General features: G+C 41.2%; 18 protein-coding genes and 1 pseudogene. 13 read left to right on the top strand and 6 right to left on the bottom strand.

What is annotated here, in order from left to right:
• The first annotated feature begins 18 nt into the window (after positions 1-18).
• The 9 genes from NXX38_RS12880 to NXX38_RS12840 all read left to right on the top strand — a co-directional run bounded on the left by NXX38_RS12880 (position 19) and on the right by NXX38_RS12840 (position 9,254).
• Complete coding sequence (locus NXX38_RS12880; RefSeq protein ID WP_258979636.1) at positions 19-1,512, top strand: DUF5687 family protein; 1,494 nt, start codon at positions 19-21, stop codon at positions 1,510-1,512.
• Between the two features lie 38 nt (positions 1,513-1,550).
• On the top strand, positions 1,551-2,258 hold the full coding sequence (locus tag NXX38_RS12875) for an ABC transporter ATP-binding protein (protein WP_004301798.1): 708 nt from the start codon (positions 1,551-1,553) through the stop codon (positions 2,256-2,258).
• A 25-nt stretch (positions 2,259-2,283) separates the two neighbouring features.
• The gene (locus NXX38_RS12870) at positions 2,284-2,907 is read left to right on the top strand and encodes a C40 family peptidase (protein WP_258979635.1); all 624 of its coding nucleotides are present in this window, start codon (positions 2,284-2,286) and stop codon (positions 2,905-2,907) included.
• A gap of 26 nt (positions 2,908-2,933) precedes the next feature.
• Positions 2,934-3,818 (top strand): TraB/GumN family protein, encoded by an 885-nt coding sequence (locus NXX38_RS12865; RefSeq protein ID WP_258979634.1) that lies wholly within the window; start codon positions 2,934-2,936, stop codon positions 3,816-3,818.
• 38 nt (positions 3,819-3,856) lie between these two features.
• On the top strand, positions 3,857-4,495 hold the full coding sequence (locus NXX38_RS12860) for an HAD-IA family hydrolase (protein ID WP_074558486.1): 639 nt from the start codon (positions 3,857-3,859) through the stop codon (positions 4,493-4,495).
• 194 nt (positions 4,496-4,689) lie between these two features.
• Positions 4,690-5,007 carry a 50S ribosomal protein L21 gene (gene rplU / locus NXX38_RS12855; RefSeq protein ID WP_004316691.1) on the top strand — a complete coding sequence of 106 codons (318 nt, stop codon included), beginning with the start codon at positions 4,690-4,692 and terminating at the stop codon, positions 5,005-5,007.
• 21 nt (positions 5,008-5,028) lie between these two features.
• Positions 5,029-5,292, top strand: a complete 264-nt coding sequence (gene rpmA, locus NXX38_RS12850) for a 50S ribosomal protein L27 (protein WP_004301792.1) — start codon at positions 5,029-5,031, stop codon at positions 5,290-5,292.
• A 229-nt stretch (positions 5,293-5,521) separates the two neighbouring features.
• Positions 5,522-6,796, top strand: coding sequence for a serine--tRNA ligase (gene serS / locus NXX38_RS12845; RefSeq protein ID WP_074558484.1), 1,275 nt, complete (start codon positions 5,522-5,524; stop codon positions 6,794-6,796).
• Between the two features lie 157 nt (positions 6,797-6,953).
• Positions 6,954-9,254, top strand: a complete 2,301-nt coding sequence (locus tag NXX38_RS12840) for a bifunctional dihydroorotate dehydrogenase B NAD binding subunit/NADPH-dependent glutamate synthase (RefSeq protein WP_074637927.1) — start codon at positions 6,954-6,956, stop codon at positions 9,252-9,254.
• A gap of 210 nt (positions 9,255-9,464) precedes the next feature.
• Here NXX38_RS12840 and panD read toward each other — a convergent pair whose 3' ends face one another.
• Positions 9,465-9,818, bottom strand: coding sequence for an aspartate 1-decarboxylase (gene panD / locus NXX38_RS12835; protein WP_004301789.1), 354 nt, complete (start codon positions 9,816-9,818; stop codon positions 9,465-9,467).
• A gap of 18 nt (positions 9,819-9,836) precedes the next feature.
• Complete coding sequence (panC, locus tag NXX38_RS12830; RefSeq protein WP_074558481.1) at positions 9,837-10,682, bottom strand: pantoate--beta-alanine ligase; 846 nt, start codon at positions 10,680-10,682, stop codon at positions 9,837-9,839.
• A gap of 142 nt (positions 10,683-10,824) precedes the next feature.
• On the opposite strand from panC, the gene NXX38_RS12825 reads away from it, so the two are divergent.
• Positions 10,825-11,658 (top strand): glycogen/starch synthase, encoded by an 834-nt coding sequence (locus tag NXX38_RS12825; RefSeq protein ID WP_074637926.1) that lies wholly within the window; start codon positions 10,825-10,827, stop codon positions 11,656-11,658.
• Between the two features lie 20 nt (positions 11,659-11,678).
• Positions 11,679-13,363: pseudogene (locus tag NXX38_RS12820) on the top strand (DUF4270 domain-containing protein).
• Between the two features lie 298 nt (positions 13,364-13,661).
• On the opposite strand, the gene NXX38_RS12815 reads toward NXX38_RS12820, so the two are convergent.
• The 3 genes from NXX38_RS12815 to NXX38_RS12805 are packed head-to-tail and all read right to left on the bottom strand — an operon-like array spanning position 13,662 to position 18,350.
• Positions 13,662-15,113: a glycoside hydrolase family 57 protein gene (locus tag NXX38_RS12815; RefSeq protein WP_258979633.1), complete on the bottom strand. Its 1,452-nt coding sequence runs from the start codon at positions 15,111-15,113 to the stop codon at positions 13,662-13,664.
• Positions 15,114-15,130: 17 nt separating this feature from the next.
• Positions 15,131-16,396 (bottom strand): glycosyltransferase family 4 protein, encoded by a 1,266-nt coding sequence (locus NXX38_RS12810; RefSeq protein ID WP_164727216.1) that lies wholly within the window; start codon positions 16,394-16,396, stop codon positions 15,131-15,133.
• A gap of 16 nt (positions 16,397-16,412) precedes the next feature.
• The gene (locus NXX38_RS12805) at positions 16,413-18,350 is read right to left on the bottom strand and encodes a glycogen debranching enzyme N-terminal domain-containing protein (protein WP_148364336.1); all 1,938 of its coding nucleotides are present in this window, start codon (positions 18,348-18,350) and stop codon (positions 16,413-16,415) included.
• 214 nt (positions 18,351-18,564) lie between these two features.
• Between NXX38_RS12805 and NXX38_RS12800 the strand changes: the two genes are divergently transcribed.
• Complete coding sequence (locus tag NXX38_RS12800) at positions 18,565-19,233, top strand: rhomboid family intramembrane serine protease (protein ID WP_258979632.1); 669 nt, start codon at positions 18,565-18,567, stop codon at positions 19,231-19,233.
• Between the two features lie 140 nt (positions 19,234-19,373).
• Here NXX38_RS12800 and NXX38_RS12795 read toward each other — a convergent pair whose 3' ends face one another.
• Positions 19,374-19,973: a MarC family protein gene (locus NXX38_RS12795; protein WP_004301781.1), complete on the bottom strand. Its 600-nt coding sequence runs from the start codon at positions 19,971-19,973 to the stop codon at positions 19,374-19,376.
• Positions 19,974-20,110: 137 nt separating this feature from the next.
• Between NXX38_RS12795 and NXX38_RS12790 the strand changes: the two genes are divergently transcribed.
• A complete protein-coding gene (locus tag NXX38_RS12790; protein WP_148364334.1) occupies positions 20,111-20,779 on the top strand; it encodes a Crp/Fnr family transcriptional regulator in 669 nt (222 codons plus the stop codon).
• Positions 20,780-20,805 lie beyond the last annotated feature (26 nt).

The raw sequence follows: 20,805 nt of genomic DNA, 5'->3' as shown, positions 1-20,805 counted from the left end.
CTCTAGTATATCTACTGAATGATGATATTCAACGAATTACGCAAACATGGAAGGCTTGCCGCCAAACGGCATCCGATGTATGAAAAGAACAAAGTTGCTAAAATACTCGGTTATGTCATGGGCGCATTCTGGGCCGGTTACCTGATATTCTTCGGTACGACGTTCGCGTTCGGATTTTCTGATATGGTTCCCAACCGGGAACCATATCATGTGATGAACGCAGTGGTTCTGATCTTTATCCTGGCACTGGACTTTCTGTTGCGTGTTCCGTTTCAAAAAACACCGACACAGGAGGTAAAACCTTACCTCCTGCTGCCGGTTAAACGAATTCGTGTCATCGACTTTTTACTAATCCGCTCGGGACTAAGTCTGTTCAACCTGTTCTGGTTGTTTCTGTTTGTCCCTTTTTCCTTCATCACTATTACCAAGTTTTTCGGTATCTCCGGTGTCATCACCTATCTTATCGGTATCTTGCTATTGATTATTGCCAATAATTACTGGTACTTGCTTTGCCGCACTCTTATCAACGAACGTATTTGGTGGATTCTATTACCTATCGCTTTCTACGGTGGAATAGGCTGCCTTCTTTTCATTCCCGAAGATAGCCCCCTCTTCTATTTTTTCATGGATCTGGGAGACGGATATATACAGGGCAACATTCTATATTTTCTCGGCACCATACTTATGATTGCCATTTTATGGCTGGTTAACCGCAAGATCATGTCCGGACTTATCTATGCAGAGCTGGCAAAAGTAGAAGATAGTCAGATTAAGCATGTCTCCGAATATAAATTCTTCGAACGCTACGGGGAAGTTGGCGAATATATGAGATTGGAACTGAAAATGCTTTTACGCAACCGCCGCTGTAAAGGTGCATTACGCAATATCGCTATTGTAGTGGTGGCTTTCTCCGTTGCACTTAGCTTTTCCAGTGTCTACGACGGCAATTTCATGACTTCCTTCATCTGTGTATACAACTTTGCCGTATTCGGAATGATTATCCTTTCACAGATTATGTCCTTCGAAGGCAATTACATTGATGGCCTGATGTCTCGTAAAGAATCAATTATGAGTCTGCTGAAAGCCAAATATTACACATACAGTATTGGTGAAATCATACCTTTCATACTCATGATTCCCGCCATCATCATGAATAAACTCACTTTACTGGGCGCCTTCGCCTGGTTTTTCTATACCATCGGCTTTATTTATTTCTGTTTTTTCCAACTGGCTGTCTACAACAAACAGACGGTACCCTTAAACGAGAAAGTGGCAAGCCGACAAACGAATAGTGCTATACAGATGGTGGTTAATTTCGCGGCTTTTGGTGTGCCTCTCATCTTATACAGTCTATTAAATGCATTTTTAGGTGAAACAATCACTTACATAATTCTGTTAGTTGTCGGTCTCGGATTTACCCTGACTTCTCCTTTATGGATTAAAAATGTATATCATCGTTTCATGAAACGGCGATACGAAAACATGGAAGGCTTCAGAGACAGCCGCCAATAAACGCTCATGAATCATTAACCATATAAACATTGAAGATCATGATTATCATTGACAAACTTAAAAAGAATTTCGGTGAGAAGATTGCCGTAGACATAGAACACTACGAAATCAATCAAGGCGATATGCTCGGATTGGTGGGAAACAACGGTGCCGGTAAAACAACTCTCTTCCGAATCATGCTGGATCTGCTAAAAGCAGACGATGGTAAGGTGATTATTAATGATATTGATGTCAGCCAAAGCGAAGACTGGAAAAGCATTACCGGTGCTTTCATTGACGATGGTTTTCTGATTGATTATCTCACTCCGGAAGAATATTTCTATTTCATCGGAAAGATGTACGGACTAAAGAAAGAAGAAGTGGACGAACGTCTGATTCCTTTCGAACGTTTTATGAGTGGAGAAGTGATCGGGCACAAGAAGCTAATCCGCAACTACTCCGCAGGTAATAAGCAAAAGATCGGAATTATTTCTGCCATGCTTCATTACCCGCAATTACTGATACTGGACGAACCGTTCAACTTCCTCGATCCAAGTTCTCAGTCTATCATCAAACATCTGCTCAAGAAATATAATGAGGAGCATCAAGCTACGGTTATTATATCCAGTCACAACCTCAATCATACCGTAGATGTATGTCCGAGGATCGCTTTATTGGAACACGGTGTCATCATCCGGGATATTATCAACGAGGACAACTCCGCAGAGAAAGAACTGGAGGATTATTTTAATGTAGAAGAAGAGTAAACGGTAAATAGGGAATGATAAAATAATGAATAGTAAGTATTCATCCTTACCAAAATTATTGCATAAACTAATTATGATGAGATATATAACAGAAAAGTCTGATACCCATAAGTCTAGTATAAAGAAACCTGATAGAAAGAAAAGATACTTCCTGCAATTCGTCCTTTTATTAGGACTGGTTGCCAGCCTTAGTTCCTGCCGCACTTCCGCGCCCCGGCTGGATTATCAAGCATTGGCGCGGGCTTCTATATTGTTGGGGGTAGATATCAATATGGAGGATAACCATAAGCTCTATCTGGAAGCAGCCGACTGGATAGGGGTTCCCTATCGTGGTGGAGGTGATTCGAAACGAGGAGCCGACTGTTCGGGATTAGTTTATCAAGTGTATCGTAAGGTATACCGCACCCAAGTGCCGCGTAACACGGAAGATCTGAAAAAAGAAAGTAATAAAGTCGCCAAGCGGAATCTCCGGGAAGGAGACTTGGTATTCTTCACCAGCAGCCGTTCAAAAAATAAAGTAGCTCATGTAGGCATTTACCTCAAAAACGGAAAGTTTATCCATTCCAGCACCAGTAAAGGAGTGATCGTCAGCAACTTGAACGAGAACTATTATAGCAAACACTGGATAAGCGGCGGCAGGATACGTTAATTATCAACTTCTAATGATATAAAATTATGAAATCATTCATCGGAGCAGTTCTATTTATTTGCGTGGCATTCAGCGCCAATGCACAGCTTTTATGGAAAGTGTCCGGCAACGGACTGAACCAACCGTCCTACATCATAGGCACTCACCATCTGGCACCGTTCAGCATCATGGACAGCATTGCCGGACTTAAAAAGGCTATGAATGAAACCCAACAAGTATATGGAGAGATGAAAATGTCGGAAATGAAATCGCCCGCCACCATGGGAAAGATGCAAAAGGCAATGATGATTGAAAGTGATACCACGCTGAACTCTCTCCTTTCTCCGAAAGACTTTGAGACTGCTAATAAATTCTGCAAAGAAAACCTGATGGTAGATTTAAATATGGCTCCGAAGCTAAAGCCTGCCTTCTTATTAAATAATGTAGTGGTGATGGCTTACGTAAAACATATAGGGAAATTCAACCCGCAAGAGCAACTCGACACATTCTTTCAGAGCCAAGCCATCCAAAACGGAAAAAAGGTGGACGGACTGGAAACTGCAGAATTCCAATTCAACCTGCTTTTCAATGGCAGTTCACTACAACGGCAAGCACAACTATTGATGTGCACTCTTAACCATATAGAGACTGAAGTAGAAAATCTGAAAAGGCTCACAAACGCCTACATGAAACAAGATCTGAACACCATGCTCAAAATCAGCGAAGAGCGTAAAGGTGATCAATGTGACGCACTTCCCGGCGAAGAAGATGCTATGATTTACAACCGTAATAAAGCGTGGGCTGAAAAACTACCGGCAATCATGAAGGCTGCCCCGACTTTTGTCGCAGTAGGCGCCCTGCACCTCCCCGGAGAAAAAGGATTATTAAACTTACTAAAAAGACAAGGATACACAGTAGAAGCTGTGAAATAAGAAAAGTATTTAGTACTTTTGCGGAAAAGTTTTCCCCAATGAACTACAAAACCTATTTATTCGATTTCGACTACACACTAGCCGATTCGTCGCGTGGTATCGTTAAGTGTTTCAGAATTGTGCTTACCCGGCATCAGTATTTAACCGTTACTGATGAAGCTATCAAGCGTACAATCGGCAAAACATTAGAAGAATCATTCAGTATCCTTACCGGAATTACCGACCCGGCACAGCTGGAGGCCTTCCGGCAGGAGTACAGACTGGAAGCTGATGTACACATGAATGTAAATACCCGTCTTTTCCCCGACACATTGTCTACGCTGAAAGAATTGAAGAAACGGGGTGCCCGTGTCGGAATTATCTCTACCAAGTATCGTTTCCGGATATTGAGTTATCTGGAAGAATATCTGCCTGAAAATTTTCTTGATATAGTAGTGGGAGGAGAAGATGTAAAAGCACCGAAACCTTCGCCGGAAGGAGTTAAATTTGCATTGGAACATCTAGGAAGTAGCCCCGAAGAAACATTATATATTGGAGATAGCACCGTAGATGCCGAAACAGCGCAGAATGCAGGAGTCGATTTTGCAGGTGTGCTGAACGGAATGACAACAGCAGAAGAACTTCGTGTTTATCCACACAAAATCATTATGCAGAATTTAGGAGAATTAGTCCAATAGGCTACAATGAGAGCTAAAACGCTCATTTATTTGCCGTAATCATTTTATCTCCTATAAAAAATAAAAGAAATATTTGTCGGGAACGAATAAAAATAGTACTTTTGTGCCCGATTATTCCGCAACGGGTTCGATAAAGAGTTCTTTAAGTGATTAAAGACCACCCGCCGGAGCTAACTTATACATTTATATATAAGATGTACGCAATTGTAGAGATTAACGGTCAGCAATTTAAAGCAGAAGCTGGTCAAAAGTTGTTCGTTCACCACATCGAAGGTGCAGAAAACGGTTCAACAGTAGAATTTGAAAAAGTTCTTTTGGTAGACAAAGACGGAAACGTAACAGTAGGTGCTCCTACCGTAGAAGGCGCTAAAGTTGTTTGCCAGGTTGTTTCAAACTTGGTTAAAGGCGACAAAGTTCTTGTTTTCCACAAGAAAAGAAGAAAAGGACACAGAAAACTGAACGGTCACCGTCAACAGTTCACTGAATTAACAATTACAGAAGTAGTAGCTTAATCAATTAAAAAGTAAGAAGAAATGGCACATAAGAAAGGTGTCGGTAGTTCTAAGAACGGCCGCGAATCACAAAGTAAAAGATTAGGCGTTAAGATATTTGGTGGCGAAGCTTGCAAAGCAGGTAACATCATCGTTCGTCAAAGAGGTACTGAATTCCACCCGGGTGAAAACATCGGAATGGGTAAAGACCACACTCTTTTCGCTTTAGTAGATGGTACAGTTAGCTTCAAAGTTGGCAAAGAAGACAGAAGATATGTTTCTGTTGTTCCTGCTACCGAGGCATAATTGCACAACTGAAAATATTTAAGAGAAGGAGATGTAATCCAATGGATTACATCTCCTTTCTTTTTATATCTAATTCACTTCATTGTATCAGCACCTAACTAAGATTTCCCTCATAAAATGTGTATTTGATATGCATATATGTATCAGATAATACACATATACTTGCTTGATTATTCGTTTTTCTTTATCTTTGTAGCCTTAAATAAGAAAGTTCATAAAAAGTATAGATATGCTTACCATTAAACAAATTACAGAAAACACAGAGGCGGTACTCCGCGGACTGGAAAAGAAGCATTTCAAAAATGCAAAGGAAACGATCGATCAAGTGATCGCTCTTAACGACAAGAGACGTAGCACACAAAATGAATTAGATAAAAATCTGGCAGAGGTTAACTCGCTTTCACGCACCATCGGTCAACTGATGAAAGAGGGCAAGAAAGAGGAAGCTGAAACTGCACGTGCCCGCGTTGCCGAACTAAAAGAAGGTAACAAAGTATTAGACGCCACCATGACACAGGCTGCAACAGATATGCAGAATGTACTTTATACCATTCCTAACATTCCTTACGACAGTGTGCCCGAAGGTGTAGGCGCTGAAGATAACGTAGTAGAAAAAATGGGAGGTATGGAAACTGAACTTCCTAAAGATGCACTTCCTCACTGGGAACTGGCTAAGAAATATGATTTAATAGACTTCGACCTGGGTGTAAAAATCACAGGTGCAGGTTTCCCTGTATATAAAGGTAAAGGCGCACAACTCCAACGCGCTCTTATCAACTTCTTCCTGGACGAGGCACGCAAATCCGGATATACTGAAATCATGCCACCGACAGTAGTTAACGCTGCTTCCGGTTATGGTACAGGACAGCTTCCTGACAAAGAAGGACAAATGTATCATTGCGAAGTAGATGATTTATATCTGATCCCGACAGCAGAAGTGCCTGTAACCAACATCTACCGTGATGTGATTTTGGAAGAAAAACAGTTGCCAATCATGAATTGCGCCTATACACAATGTTTCCGTCGTGAAGCTGGTTCCTATGGTAAAGATGTACGCGGACTGAATCGTCTGCACGAATTCTCCAAAGTAGAATTGGTTCGTATTGATAAACCGGAACACTCCAAACAATCTCATCAGGAAATGCTCGACCACGTAGAAGGTCTGTTGCAAAAACTGGAACTTCCGTATCGTATCCTCCGCCTCTGTGGTGGTGATATGAGCTTCACCGCTGCCCTTTGCTTCGACTTCGAAGTATATTCAGAGGCACAGAAACGTTGGTTGGAAGTAAGTTCCGTATCCAATTTCGATACCTACCAAGCCAATCGTCTGAAATGCCGTTACCGTAATGCAGAAAAGAAAACCGAGCTCTGCCATACATTAAACGGTTCAGCATTAGCATTGCCACGTATCGTTGCCGCCCTACTTGAAAACAACCAAACTCCGGAAGGTATCAGAATACCGAAAGCATTGGTTCCGTATTGCGGTTTTGACATGATAGACTAATATTTGACATGACAGACTAATAAAAGTACCGTATATAAAAAGCCACTCATCAAAAGAGTGGCTTTTCTTTTATATTTCGTAAATTAGCTGTATCTTTGCCAAAATTTATATCATTCTGATAGCAGTTACGTAATAAAAACAACAAATTAATTAGATAATGAACAAAATCATTAGCAAGGAACGCTTTTCTGAAAAAGTATTCAAATTTGAAATTGAAGCTCCTTTAATTGCTAAATCTCGTAAGGCCGGACACTTCGTCATCGTACGTGTAGGCGAAAAAGGAGAACGTATGCCATTGACTATCGCAGGTTCCGACCTGAAAAAGGGCACCATTACTCTGGTAGTACAGGAAGTCGGGCTTTCTTCTACCCGTCTCTGCGAGCTGAATGAAGGCGAATCTATTACTGACGTAGTAGGCCCACTCGGACAAGCTACCCATATAGAGAAATTCGGAACAGTAGTCTGCGCTGGTGGTGGTGTAGGTGTGGCTCCGATGCTTCCTATCGTACAGGCTTTGAAGGCTGCCGGCAACCGTGTTATCACCGTATTGGCTGGACGCAATAAAGACCTTATCATCTTGGAAAAAGAAATGCGTGAAAGCTCTGACGAAGTAATTATCATGACGGACGACGGTTCTTACGGTCGTAAAGGTCTGGTGACAGAAGGTGTAGAAGAAGTTATCAAACGTGAGAAAGTAGACAAATGTTTCGCTATCGGCCCTGCCATCATGATGAAATTTGTTTGCTTGCTGACTAAAAAATATGAAATTCCGACAGATGTTTCGCTAAATACGATCATGGTGGACGGAACAGGTATGTGCGGTGCTTGCCGTATCACTGTGGGAGGAAAAACAAAGTTCGTTTGTGTAGACGGTCCGGAATTCGACGGTCACCAGGTGAATTTCGACGAAATGCTGAAACGTATGGGTGCGTTCAAGAATATCGAACGCGAAGAAATGCATAAGCTGGAATCGGAATGTGAAGCAACCAAAGAAATCGATGAAAAAAGTCGTAATGCTGCTTGGAGGCAGGAGTTACGTAAATCCATGAAACCCAAAGAACGTACAGCCATTCCTCGTGTAGAGATGAATGAACTCGATGCTGAATACCGTTCACATAGCCGTAAAGAGGAAGTTAATCAAGGATTAACAGCAGAACAGGCTGTTACAGAAGCCAAACGTTGTCTCGATTGTGCTAATCCGGGATGTATGGAAGGCTGCCCGGTAGGCATTGATATTCCCCGCTTCATTAAGAATATCGAACGCGGCGAATTCCTCGAAGCTGCCAAAACATTGAAAGAAACAAGTGCGCTTCCGGCTGTTTGCGGTCGTGTGTGCCCGCAAGAGAAACAGTGCGAATCAAAATGTATTCATCTGAAAATGAATGAAAAGCCGGTAGCTATCGGTTATCTGGAACGTTTTGCAGCTGATTATGAACGCGAAAGCGGACAAATCTCCGTACCTGTCATTGCAGAGAAAAATGGTATCAAAATAGCAGTTATCGGTTCAGGACCTGCAGGATTGGCATTTGCCGGAGACATGGCTAAATATGGATATGATGTAACTGTATTCGAAGCGTTGCATGAAATTGGAGGTGTATTGAAATACGGTATTCCCGAATTCCGTTTGCCAAACAAGATTGTAGATGTAGAAATCGACAATCTTGGCAAGATGGGCGTTAACTTCATCAAAGACTGTATTGTAGGAAAGACTATCGGTGTAGAAGACTTGAAAGCGGAAGGTTTCAAAGGAATATTCGTGGCTTCCGGTGCCGGACTGCCAAACTTTATGAATATCCCGGGAGAGAACTCCATCAATATCATGTCTTCAAATGAATACCTCACCCGTGTCAATTTAATGGATGCCGCCAGCGAAGATTCGGACACTCCGGTAGCTTTCGGTAAGAATGTGGCAGTAATCGGTGGTGGTAACACAGCTATGGACTCTGTCCGTACAGCAAAACGTCTTGGCGCTGAACGTGCTATTATTATCTATCGTCGTTCGGAAGAAGAAATGCCGGCACGTATCGAAGAAGTAAAACATGCCAAAGAAGAAGGAGTTGAATTCCTCACTCTGCATAATCCTATCGAATATATTGCTGATGAACAAGGTTGCGTAAAACAGGTTATTCTGCAAAAGATGGAATTAGGAGAACCGGATGCTTCCGGACGTCGTAGCCCTATAGCTATCCCGGGAGCAACAGAAACAATCGATATAGACCTGGCCATTGTCAGCGTTGGGGTATCTCCTAACCCGATTGTTCCAAGCTCTATCAAAGGACTGGAATTAGGACGAAAAGGAACTATCGCAGTAAATGACAATATGGAATCTTCTATCCCGATGATTTACGCAGGTGGCGACATCGTTCGCGGCGGAGCTACTGTAATTCTGGCGATGGGTGATGGCCGTAAAGCTGCCACTGCCATGAATGAACAACTGAAAACAAACGCCGGCAACTAACTGCCGCTTATTAACACCCGGGCTAAACTTCCCTAACACGTGGGATAACTACATCTGACACGTGGGCGGAAGTTTATCGAGAGGTGGGCTAAAGCCAACTCATATGTGGGTAGAACACCGATCATCCCCGGCATAAAAAACAGAATAAGAAAAGCCCCGTTTACGAAATGTAAAACGGGGCTTTTCTTATTCAAATATCAAAGATACTTTCTACTTTACCACTTTGTTCGTCGCAGGATCAGGGAAAATTACAGCCGGTTTAAACGACTTGGCTTCCTCAAAATCCATCAATGCATAAGACATGATTATCACAATATCATCCGGTTGCACCTTGCGGGCAGCAGCACCATTCAGACAAATTTTGCCCGAACCGCGTTCACCTTTGATAATGTAGGTTTCAAAGCGTTCACCGTTGTTATTATCAGCAATATACACTTTCTCTCCCGGAATCATGTTTGCAGCATCCAGCAGGTCTTCATCAATCGTGATACTACCCATGTAGTTCAGATTTGCCTCTGTGACACGTGCACAATGAATTTTCGACTTCAACACTTCAATCATCATAAGGTTTCGTCTTTTTAGTTATTCTTTATATTTAATGTTATCAATCAGCCGGACTTCTCCACAGAACACTGTGATGCATCCCACCGCATAGGAAGTATCTTCCCAATTACTAATTTTCTGCAATGTGTTTCCGTCTACGATCTCAAAATACTCCATACGCAAACCCGGAGCAGCTTCAATCGCATCTTCAACCATCTTTTGCGTCTCGCTCACTGTATGAGTGGCTGCAAAGTTACGACTTTTAAATAAGGTGCGAGAAATATTTAAAGCATTTTCACGTTCTTCTGCAGATAAACGTTTGTTCCGGCTACTCAATGCCAGTCCGTCTTCCTCACGTACAATTGAACAACCTACAATTTCAAGATTATATTTCAATTGCCGAACCATTTCACGAATAATCGCTAACTGCTGGAAGTCTTTCTCTCCGAAATATGCCCGATCCGGCAGTACAGCATCAAACAGTTTGCTGACAATTTGGCAAACACCGTTAAAATGTCCCGGACGGAAAGCTCCTTCCATCACCGTATCCAATGGTGCATAGCTAAATTGACGAGTATCCGGTTCCGGATACATTTCGCTAACTGAAGGAACAAAAGCGAAATCCGCCCCGCATTCTTCCAACAAACGACAATCTGCATCCAATGTACGCGGATATTTCTCCAAGTCATTTTTATCGTTAAACTGTGTGGGATTCACAAAAACACTCACAACAGTTACACCATTCTCACTTACGCTGCGCTTTACCAGAGATGCATGTCCCGCATGTAAAGCACCCATTGTAGGAACCAGTCCCACCTTTTTACCTTGGGCTCTTAGGGCAGTCAATTCTGCCTGTAAGTCCTTGATAGTGTGCACTACTTTCATTTTCGTCAATTGGTTTATGTTTTACTCGTTTGCAAAAACTCTGCAAAATAAACTAATATTTGCCACATAAAGAAAGAATATCTTATTTAATATGTCTTTTTTTTCGTATCTTTGCAGAATATTATAGTGAACTATTGTTATTATGACAAAGGCGAATAAAGTTTTATTTATTACTCAAGAGATTACACCTTACGTTTCAGAATCCGAAATGGCCAATATAGGTAGAAACCTTCCACAGGCGATACAAGAAAAAGGCCGTGAAATCAGAACCTTTATGCCTAAATGGGGAAATATCAATGAGCGCAGAAATCAACTGCACGAAGTGATCCGCCTCTCTGGTATGAACCTGATTATCGATGATACTGACCACCCCTTGATTATAAAAGTTGCTTCTATCCAATCCGCACGCATGCAGGTATATTTCATCGATAACGATGACTATTTCCAGAATCGGATGCAGACAACGGATGAAAATGGTATAGAATATGATGATAATGATAGCCGTGCCATTTTCTATGCACGCGGTGTATTGGAAACAGTGAAAAAGCTCCGCTGGTGTCCTGATGTCATTCACTGTCATGGCTGGATGACAGCTTTAGCTCCTCTTTATATTAAGAAAGCCTATAAAGACGAACCTTCTTTCCGCGACGCTAAAGTGGTATTCTCTGTTTATGAAGATGATTTCAAGAGTACACTTAGCGACGATTTCGCAACAAAACTGATGCTGAAAGGTATTACCAAGAAAGATTTAGGTGATTTGAAGGAACCGGTAGACTACGCCGCTCTTTGCAAACTCGCTGTTGACTATTCGGACGGAGTAATACAAAACAGTGAAAAGGTAGACGAGTCTATTATTGAATATGCCCGCCAATCTGGCAAATTGGTACTTGACTACCAGAACCCGGAAAACTATGCGGATGCCTGCAACGAGTTCTACGATAAAGTATGGGAAGCCACTGCAAACGAAGAAGAATAAAAAATCAAGATACGACGATCATGAAAGCAAAATACGCCTTAATAGCTTTACTGGCAATCACCTTTTGGGGTTGTGATGACAACACTGCCGGACTGGGATTGGGAATGTTTCCGGGAAGCGACCAAAATATCAATGGAAAGCTATCTACATTTGATGTAACTACCGAATCCGTTCATGCCGGTAAGATATATGCAATGACCAATGTGGGGTATGTAGGAAAGTTCACTGATGAAACATTCGGAACTTATCAGGCAGGTTTCTTGGCGCAACTTAACTGTCCCGAAGGAATGACTTTCCCCGCAGCTTTTTCTGGAACCACTGAAAGTGGTACTGGAAAGATGATGACAAATTTCGAGAATGTGGCAGAAGGTGTATCTGGTAACTACACCATCATTAAAGATGATAATGGAAATCCTATTGGTAATTGCCAAATCAATATTTATCTTTGGTATGACAGTTATTTTGGAGATTCATTAACAGCTTGCCGACTAAGTATGTATGTATTAGATAAGAAAAAGGAAACAAATATTGGTACGAAGATCCAGATGCTTATTATACCAATATCAACCCTACAGAATATTATGATAATACGACAAGTTTATTAGGGAGTAAATCTTATACAGCAGTTGATTTATCTATTAGTGATTCTATACGTAATCTTTCAACATATACTCCTTATATTAAAATTACATTGGATCAGACTAGAACACAGGATTTGGGACTGAAACTTTTAGAAGGAGGACGTACAGAAGATCTATATAAGAAATTTCAAAGTATATTTCCCGGAGTGTATGTAAAAAGCGACTATGGAGACGGTACTATCCTCTACACTAGTTCCATGCAAATGGATGTAGCATTTTTGGAGCATGCAAGAGATAGCATAACAGGTGGTCTACTACACACATCTGCCGGAAAAGACTCTGTTATATACAGCGGACGTTCATTCACATCTACCCGCGAAGTTATTCAAGCCAACCGATTGGAGAATGATACAGAAAAAATTCAGGAATGTATAAATGAGCCTAAATGGACTTACTTAAAAAGCCCGGCTGGCATCTTTACACAGTTAACTCTTCCTGTTAGCCAAATAGCAGAAAAGCTCCAAGGAGACACTTTAAATGCGGTTAAATTAGGAATTCCTATCTATAATGAAACCAGTGACAAGAAGTTTGGCATGTCTACTCCTAAGAATGTTCTATTAATACGTAAAAAATATAAAGATAGTTTCTTTAAAGATAATCAACTTAGTGATGGTATAACTTCATCTCTATTTAATCCTACTACTAGCTTTACTCAATATACATTCAACAACATTACTCAAATGATTAATGATTGTTTAGCAGATGGAGAACGAGAAGAAGCAGAAAAGAAACTCAAGAGTGGGACGATAACTCTCCCAATAACTAACTCCGAAGGTGAAACAGACACTCAAGAGGTTAATACTATTGAAGAATGGGAAAAATATAGTGATTGGAACAAATTCATACTTATTCCAGTACTTGTAACCACAGATGCTTCCTCAAGTAATAGCTATTATGGTTCTTCGAGCAATGTTATTAGCATACAACATGACCTGAAACCTGGCTATGCGCGCTTAAAGGGAGGTACAAATGCCACAAATACTTCTTTACCTAAAGAAGAACAAGATAAATACAAATTGAAACTTGAAGTTGTTTCTACAAACTTTGGAACAAAATCAAAATAAGAAATAGTTGAAATCTTATAAAACAACAGCGCAGGTTACATTGAGTAATCTGCGCTGTTGTTTTATAAGATATTTATAGAAAAGTCAGATAGAATAATTTCATAATAATAACGGTATATGCTTGGGGTATTAACGGTATCGTTATCAAATAGCGTTACTATTTTATCGGATGGTGTTACTATCTTGCAGAAGAATATCTGCCAACAAAGGTTTCGACTTAATCCACACAAAAAACCGTGAGTTTGATTTTATCTCACTCACGGTCCCAATATAATAAACATAATAATTTCTTATTCTTCTACTTAGCAGCAGCCTTTTTAGCTTTACCTGTAGCCTTCTTCGGCTCCGCAACTGCTTTCTTAGCTTCAGCTTTCTTTGCAGCAGGCTTTGATTTAGCAACAGCTTTCTCTTTTACTGCCGGTTCTTTAGCATCAGCAGCCTTTTTGACTGTCGTTTTCTTTGCCGCTTCTGCTTTTGCCTGCCATTTAGCCACTTCTTTTTCCAACTCGGTAATCTCATCTCCCTGGTTCTTAATTGTAGTCAACAAAGAATTTAATTCTTCACTGTCTACATCAGCAGGATATAGTGCATCTACCCGTTTGATAAAGTCACCCAGAATATTCATATAGTTGGTGAAAGCATCATAAGGAGAATCATAGATCCCACGATTCAGCCACATACCATTATTCTTCGTTGTCATGAAACGGAAGTTATTGCTAGCCTGCAAATAATCCCAATCCTGTTTGATACGACGGTCGTCACACAAATGCACACGTTCAGCTACACTATACAATTTATTGAAAGCCTCGCGTTGCATAACATTACCTAGCCAACAACTAGTATCTCTTTCTTCATCTACCCATGACATCGGATATGCAACATCAAGCTGTGACACTGATTTCAACTTCGTTACAATTTCTGTCGGTGTAGAGAAAGTGATTCCCTTAGCCTTTGCGCATTCCGGCAACGCTTTCAAGAATTCAAGAATATTAGAAGATAACGGTTGAGCCATACCAAGTGCACTCAATTCCATGAAGATATTAATTACTTGTTCTTCTTGCGGTAATGCATCGATCCAATTAATATATTTATCAGCGAACAAAGGATATTCCGCCCAATCCGAATTGGAAAAACGCAAGCTGATATCGTCAGAAAGTTTGAAATCTCTCAACAAAAGCTTAAGACTGGGAGCTTGATTACAGTGATAGACATAATGCGGACTCTTCCATCCCAACACATGTTTAGCACCTTCCGTTAACATCCCCTTAAAACCCATAGAAGCTACCAAGCCACCAATTTCATCAGAATAAATCAGACTAGAATTGCGGAACACTTTCGGTTCTTTACCAAACATCTGTTTCATCTTATCACGTTGACGAAGCACTTCTTCGCGGAAGCAATCCTCGTTGGCAAGTGAAGACAAACCATGTGAATAAGGTTCACACAAGAACTCACAACATCCTGTTTCATTCAACTGATGCAATAAATCAATGACTGCCGGAGCATGAATTTCCAATTGTTCCAAGGCTACCCCCGAGATAGAAAGCGCTACTTTAAAGCCCCCCGAGTTCTTCACCATCTCAATTAAAGTATTGAGAGCAGGAATATATGAACGTTCAGCGACCTCATTCATACCCGTTTCATTCGCATAATCATCGTAATAATAATGATCATTACCAATATCGAAGAAACGATAGCGTTTCAAATGGATAATTTGATGTATTTCAAAATAAAGACAGATAGTTCTCATTTTTATTTATTGTTTTGTTATTTACCATAGTTTCTTAACACAGCATCATAGAGAGCACGGATTCTCAAGCCGACTTTTTCCCAAGTAATCCCATCTACTTCTTTCTTACCTTCTTCCTTGAGGTATTCGAAAAGAGACGGATTAGTACAAAGAGAGTGGATAGCGTCAGCCATTGCATGAATATCCCAGTAGTCAGTTTTTATCACCTTATCAAGAATCTCGCCACACCCTGACTGCTTAGAAATGATGGAAGGCGTTCCACACTGCATCGCCTCCAATGGAGCAATACCGAAAGGTTCAGAGACAGACGGCATGACAAACACATCACTGTTCTTATAAACTTCATATACCTGCTTACCTTTCATAAAACCCGGGAAATGAAACCGGTCAGCAATACCACGCTCGGCCACCAGATTGATCATGGCATTCAACATATCACCCGAGCCAGCCATAACGAAACGAATATTACGAGTACGACGCAACACAAGAGCAGCAGCTTCTACAAAATATTCCGGCCCTTTCTGCATCGTAATACGTCCGAGGAAAGTGACCACCTTTTCTTTTGAATGATCGGGACGTGGAATGTCCAGCAGCTCCTGCGACAATGGATAAACAGCATTATGCACTGCAAATACTTTTCTAGGGTCCTGATGATACTCGTTAATAACAGTGCGGCGAGTCAACTCGGACACGCACATGATACAATCGGCATGATCCATACCATTCTTCTCAATCGAATAAACAGTAGGATTGACTTTGCCACGAGAACGGTCAAAATCAGTGGCATGCACATGGATACAAAGCGGCTTTCCACTTACCATCTTGGCATGTACACCGGCAGGGTAAGTGAGCCAGTCGTGAGCATGAATAATATCAAACTCCTGCTGACGGGCTACTACTCCGGCAATGATCGAGAAATTATTAATTTCTTCGTGCAAGTTCCCGGGATAGCCACCTGCAAATTCCATACATCCCAAATCATTCACATGCATATAAGAAAAATCGGCATAGATATGATCACGGAAAGAATAATACTCCTCCGGTGTCATTTCCAACAAACGGGACTTCAAGTAATCGTAGTGGACATCACGCCATACGATGGGTACTTGATTCATACCGATTATTTTCAAGAACTTTTCTTCTTCGCCGCTAGGCTTAGGCATACAGAAAATCGTCTCCATATCACCTTGCAGACTCAATCCTTTAGTTATTCCATAAGAAGCAACCGCAAGACCACCATATATTTTGGGAGGGAATTCCCATCCAAACATTAAAACTTTCATCTTCGTTCCTCCTTTTTTAATAATACTTAGACAGTAGCTTTAAGACACGCAGTATTTCTGCTACATTCATCGCGAACGACACCGCGCCACGTCCTTTGAAAGGCGGGTTCCCATCGAACAACTCGGGAATGGAACCAACACAATGGCTTGTCATCTCGTCATCATAACTAATAAGCTGGCGTTCAACAAATGACAATCCGCTCATCTTATAAATTCGAAGATAAGCTTCCAGATAGAATCCCATCAACCAAGGCCAAGCAGTTCCCTGATGATAAGCATAATCCCGTTGTATCTGCGGACCCACATAGTTAGGATTATATCCACCACTCTTCGGACTCAATGAACGAATTCCTTTCGGAGTGAGCAGCTCTTTGGTCACAATATCAAGCACCTGTTTCTTTTGTGCACGATCCAAAGGAGAATAATCAAACGCTACGGCAAATATCATGTTAGGACGTACACTCCAATCCATCATATTACCGTCAACATAATCAAGCAGATAACCATATTCGTTACGGAATACCTCGACAAAAGACTTTCCGGTTACTTCCGCCTGCGCATCGAGTTCATCCGCCAAGTATACGTCTCCCCCTTCGCGCACCAAATCAGCGATGAAACGCAACGCATTATACCACAACGCATTAAATTCAACAATATATCCTGTACGAGGAATCACCGGATGTCCGTTCACAGTAGAGTTCATCCATGTAATCGCCTTATCCGTACCGTTAGCAAAAAGTAATCCATTGTCATGCAAAAAGAGATTCTCATGTTTCCGCTGACGGATAAACTCCATCATATCTTTCAGGAGTTCTCCATATTTCTGACGACATTGCTCACGGGAAGTCTCTTTTGCATATTGCTGCAAAGCCCAGACAGCCCAAAGCAAAACGTCCGGATGCTCCATTTCATAAATCTTGTATCCGACAGGTTCTTCATTAATAAAGTTGCGAATCGCTTTTTCCGCCGTTTTCATCACATCCTCAAACTGGTCGACCTCATCGAGCGCAAGCGTCAGCCCCGGCAGTGCAATGAACATATCACGCGCACGACACTTAAACCACGGATAACCGGCAAGAATATAATGTTCGTCTTCCTGTTGGTTATGGAACTGATGAGCGGAATTCTTCAGGCAGTGATAAAAGCTATCACGCGGGGTACGATCAGCCACTTCAGCCTCAAATGTCTGTTTCAATCTACGGGGAGTCACTTCTGAAGTTCCGGCAGAGAATACGATACTCTCCCCTTTCTTTATATCCACCTCAAAATAACCGGGAACATAAAGGTCTTCATTGAAGTCATACCCTCGTTCTTGCTCTTTCGGGTATTCAATCCCCCGATACCAGTCAGGCATGAAATGGAACTCACACTTTTTATTCAACTGCATATAAAGTTCCGGATAGCCGGGATACATACAGGTTTTAATACCATTTTCCACAAGTTGATACTCGCGGCTTGCCTGCCCATTTTCATGTGTGTACTCGCGTACACTCCTGAAAGCGAGGAACGGGCGAAAGCGCAAGGTTGTGGCCGAATGCGCATCAAGTAACGTATAACGAATCAGGATTCTATTTTCATGATGTACAAAGATTTTTTCTTTGCGGAGGATAACACCTCCGACACGGTAAGTTGTTGCCGGGATATGCTCACAGTCAAACTCACGGATATACTTGTGTCCGTTAGGACTAAAGTTGTTTCCTTGATATTTGTGCAACCCCAAGTTAAACTCCGCACCGTGTTGAATTACCGTTTCATCAAGAGAAGATAGCAGCACATGATTTTCATCGTCGAGATTGGGAACTGGAATCACCAACAGGCCGTGATATTTGCGTGTGTTACAATCAACAATCGTCGTACAATGATAAGCTCCTGCTTTGTTCGTCCGGAGGATTTCTCTTTGAAGAGATTCTTCCAGATTCGTCATGAGGGTCTTGTCAAATCGTAAATAACTCATAGTTGTGCATTATTAAAGGTTAATTATTGGTCATTATATCGTATATCTATTTATTGTTACATACCGTATATATTGGCTGTAGCATCATATACAACGGGTATAACGCCCAAATGTACAAATTATAGATAAAAACAAAAATAAAAAAGGCTTTTTATTTTCAGATTTTGTGCAAATATTCGTAGTATTGCGTAAAATATCTAAAGAAAAGAATGTCATGAAGCAAGATATTCAGCGTATCATGCTGGCTGCAGCAAAGCCTTTGTTCCTTATTTTTATCCTCTATTTACTCAAGATTATGGAAGTCGGAATGGACTGGGACTTCTCTCGCTTGGGGGTATATCCTATGGAGAAACGGGGACTGGTAGGTATTTTAACTCACCCGCTGATACACAGCGGATTCAGTCATTTACTGGCAAACACAATCCCTTTATTTTTCTTGTCATGGTGTCTTTTTTACTTTTACCGGGGGATAGCAAATAAAATTTTCATCCTAATCTGGCTAGGAGGCGGACTACTAACTTTCCTGATCGGAAAACCGGGATGGCACATCGGTGCCAGCGGATTGATTTACGGACTTGCCTTCTTTCTCTTTTTCAGTGGTATTCTCCGCAAATATGTTCCACTCATTGCCATTTCTCTACTCGTCACCTTTTTGTATGGAGGAATTATATGGCATATGTTTCCTTATTTCTCCCCCACCAATATGTCGTGGGAAGGTCATCTCAGCGGTGGAGTTATAGGAACATTCTGTGCTTTCGTTTTCGTCAATCACGGTCCACAACGACCGGAACCTTTTGCAGACGAAGCGGAAGAAGAAGAGAATATAGAAGAAGCAACGACAGCAACGGCAGAAGAGGAAAAAGAAGAGAAAGAACCATTATAAATGCCAACTCATGTCACCGTACTGTCACAACTGTGCCATCGTATTGGCACAATTATGACATAGGCGTGGCACAACTGTGCCACCATGGTGGCACAGTTAATATAATAGCTTTCCAGTTCAATAAGATAATCTGAATTCAATCAAGACCGATGCAACGCCTCAATCAATAACGTTATATTTGCCGTAAACAATCTTACAGATATAGCCAATAAGATGATGCCGAAGAACTTACGAATAATATAAATACCTCCTTTTCCCAGGAAACGTTCTACACGACCGGTCATACTCACTACAAAGTAAACCCAGATCATGTTCAAGACTAAAGCTATAATAATATTAACACTGGCATATTCCGCCCGGAGAGAAAGCAAAGTGGTGAAAGCTCCGGCACCTGCCAACAGAGGAAAGACGAGCGGTACCAAAGTTGCTTCTTTGATAGGACCTTGGTTCTTGAAAATCTCAATATCCAGAATCATCTCCAAAGACATGAGGAAAATGACAAATGCGCCGGCTACTGCAAACGACTCAATATCTACATGGAAGAGTTTCAGCATCATATCTCCCGCATAGAAAAATCCGATCAGCAAAGCAAAAGAGATGACAGTAGCTTTCATTGCATTCACATCTTTCCCTTTTTCTTTCAGGTTAATTATAATAGGTATAGAGCCGATAATGTCTATCACGGCAAAAAGTACGATAAACGCACTGATCATCTGTTGCCAATTGAAGCCTGCGAACATAATTTCCTCCTTTTTTTCTGCAAATATACTCTATTTTTATGCATTCAAACAATAAAAAAAACAAAAAGAACGCTCAGATATTGACAGCAGTATTGTATTATGAGTAAATTTGTACGATTAACAAGAGATTACAACATATGGAAACAATGTTCGACACTTTGCTCCAATTGCCTTTATTTCAAGGTCTTTGTCATGAAGATTTCACAAGTATTCTGGATAAGGTCAAGCTACACTTTATCAAGCATAAAGTGGGAGAAACTATCATAGAAAATGGTAGTCCGTGTAAACAACTCTGCTTTCTGTTAAAAGGAGAGGTTTCTATCGTCACAAGTTCCAAAGAAAATATATACACCGTCATTGAACAGATGGAAGCACCTTACCTGCTGGAACCACAGTCGTTGTTCGGCATGAACACCAATTACACTTCCGCTTATATAGCACATACGGAAGCACACACTGTCAGCATCAGCAAAGCGTTTGTACTTAGCGACCTGTTCAAATATGAAATATTCCGGCTCAACTACATGAACATTGTCAGCAACCGGGCACAAAATCTTTATTCCCGTTTATGGGAAGAACCGACACAAGACTTACAAGAGAAAATCATTCGCTTTTTCCTGCTACATTGTGAAAAAACGCAGGGAGAAAAGATATTCAAAGTAAAAATGGACGACCTTGCCCGCTACTTAGATGACACTCGGTTGAATACATCAAAAGCACTCAACGAGCTACAAGACAAAGGATTATTAGAGTTACGCCGGAAAGAGATTCTTATTCCGGACGCACAAAAGCTGATAAGCGAATAGATACGAATTAACCAACAAAAGAAATT

It is taken from the genome of Bacteroides sp. BFG-637 (assembly GCF_024793605.1).
Classification (GTDB): domain Bacteria; phylum Bacteroidota; class Bacteroidia; order Bacteroidales; family Bacteroidaceae; genus Bacteroides; species Bacteroides vicugnae.
This window is presented reverse-complemented; position numbering and strand designations above follow the sequence as displayed.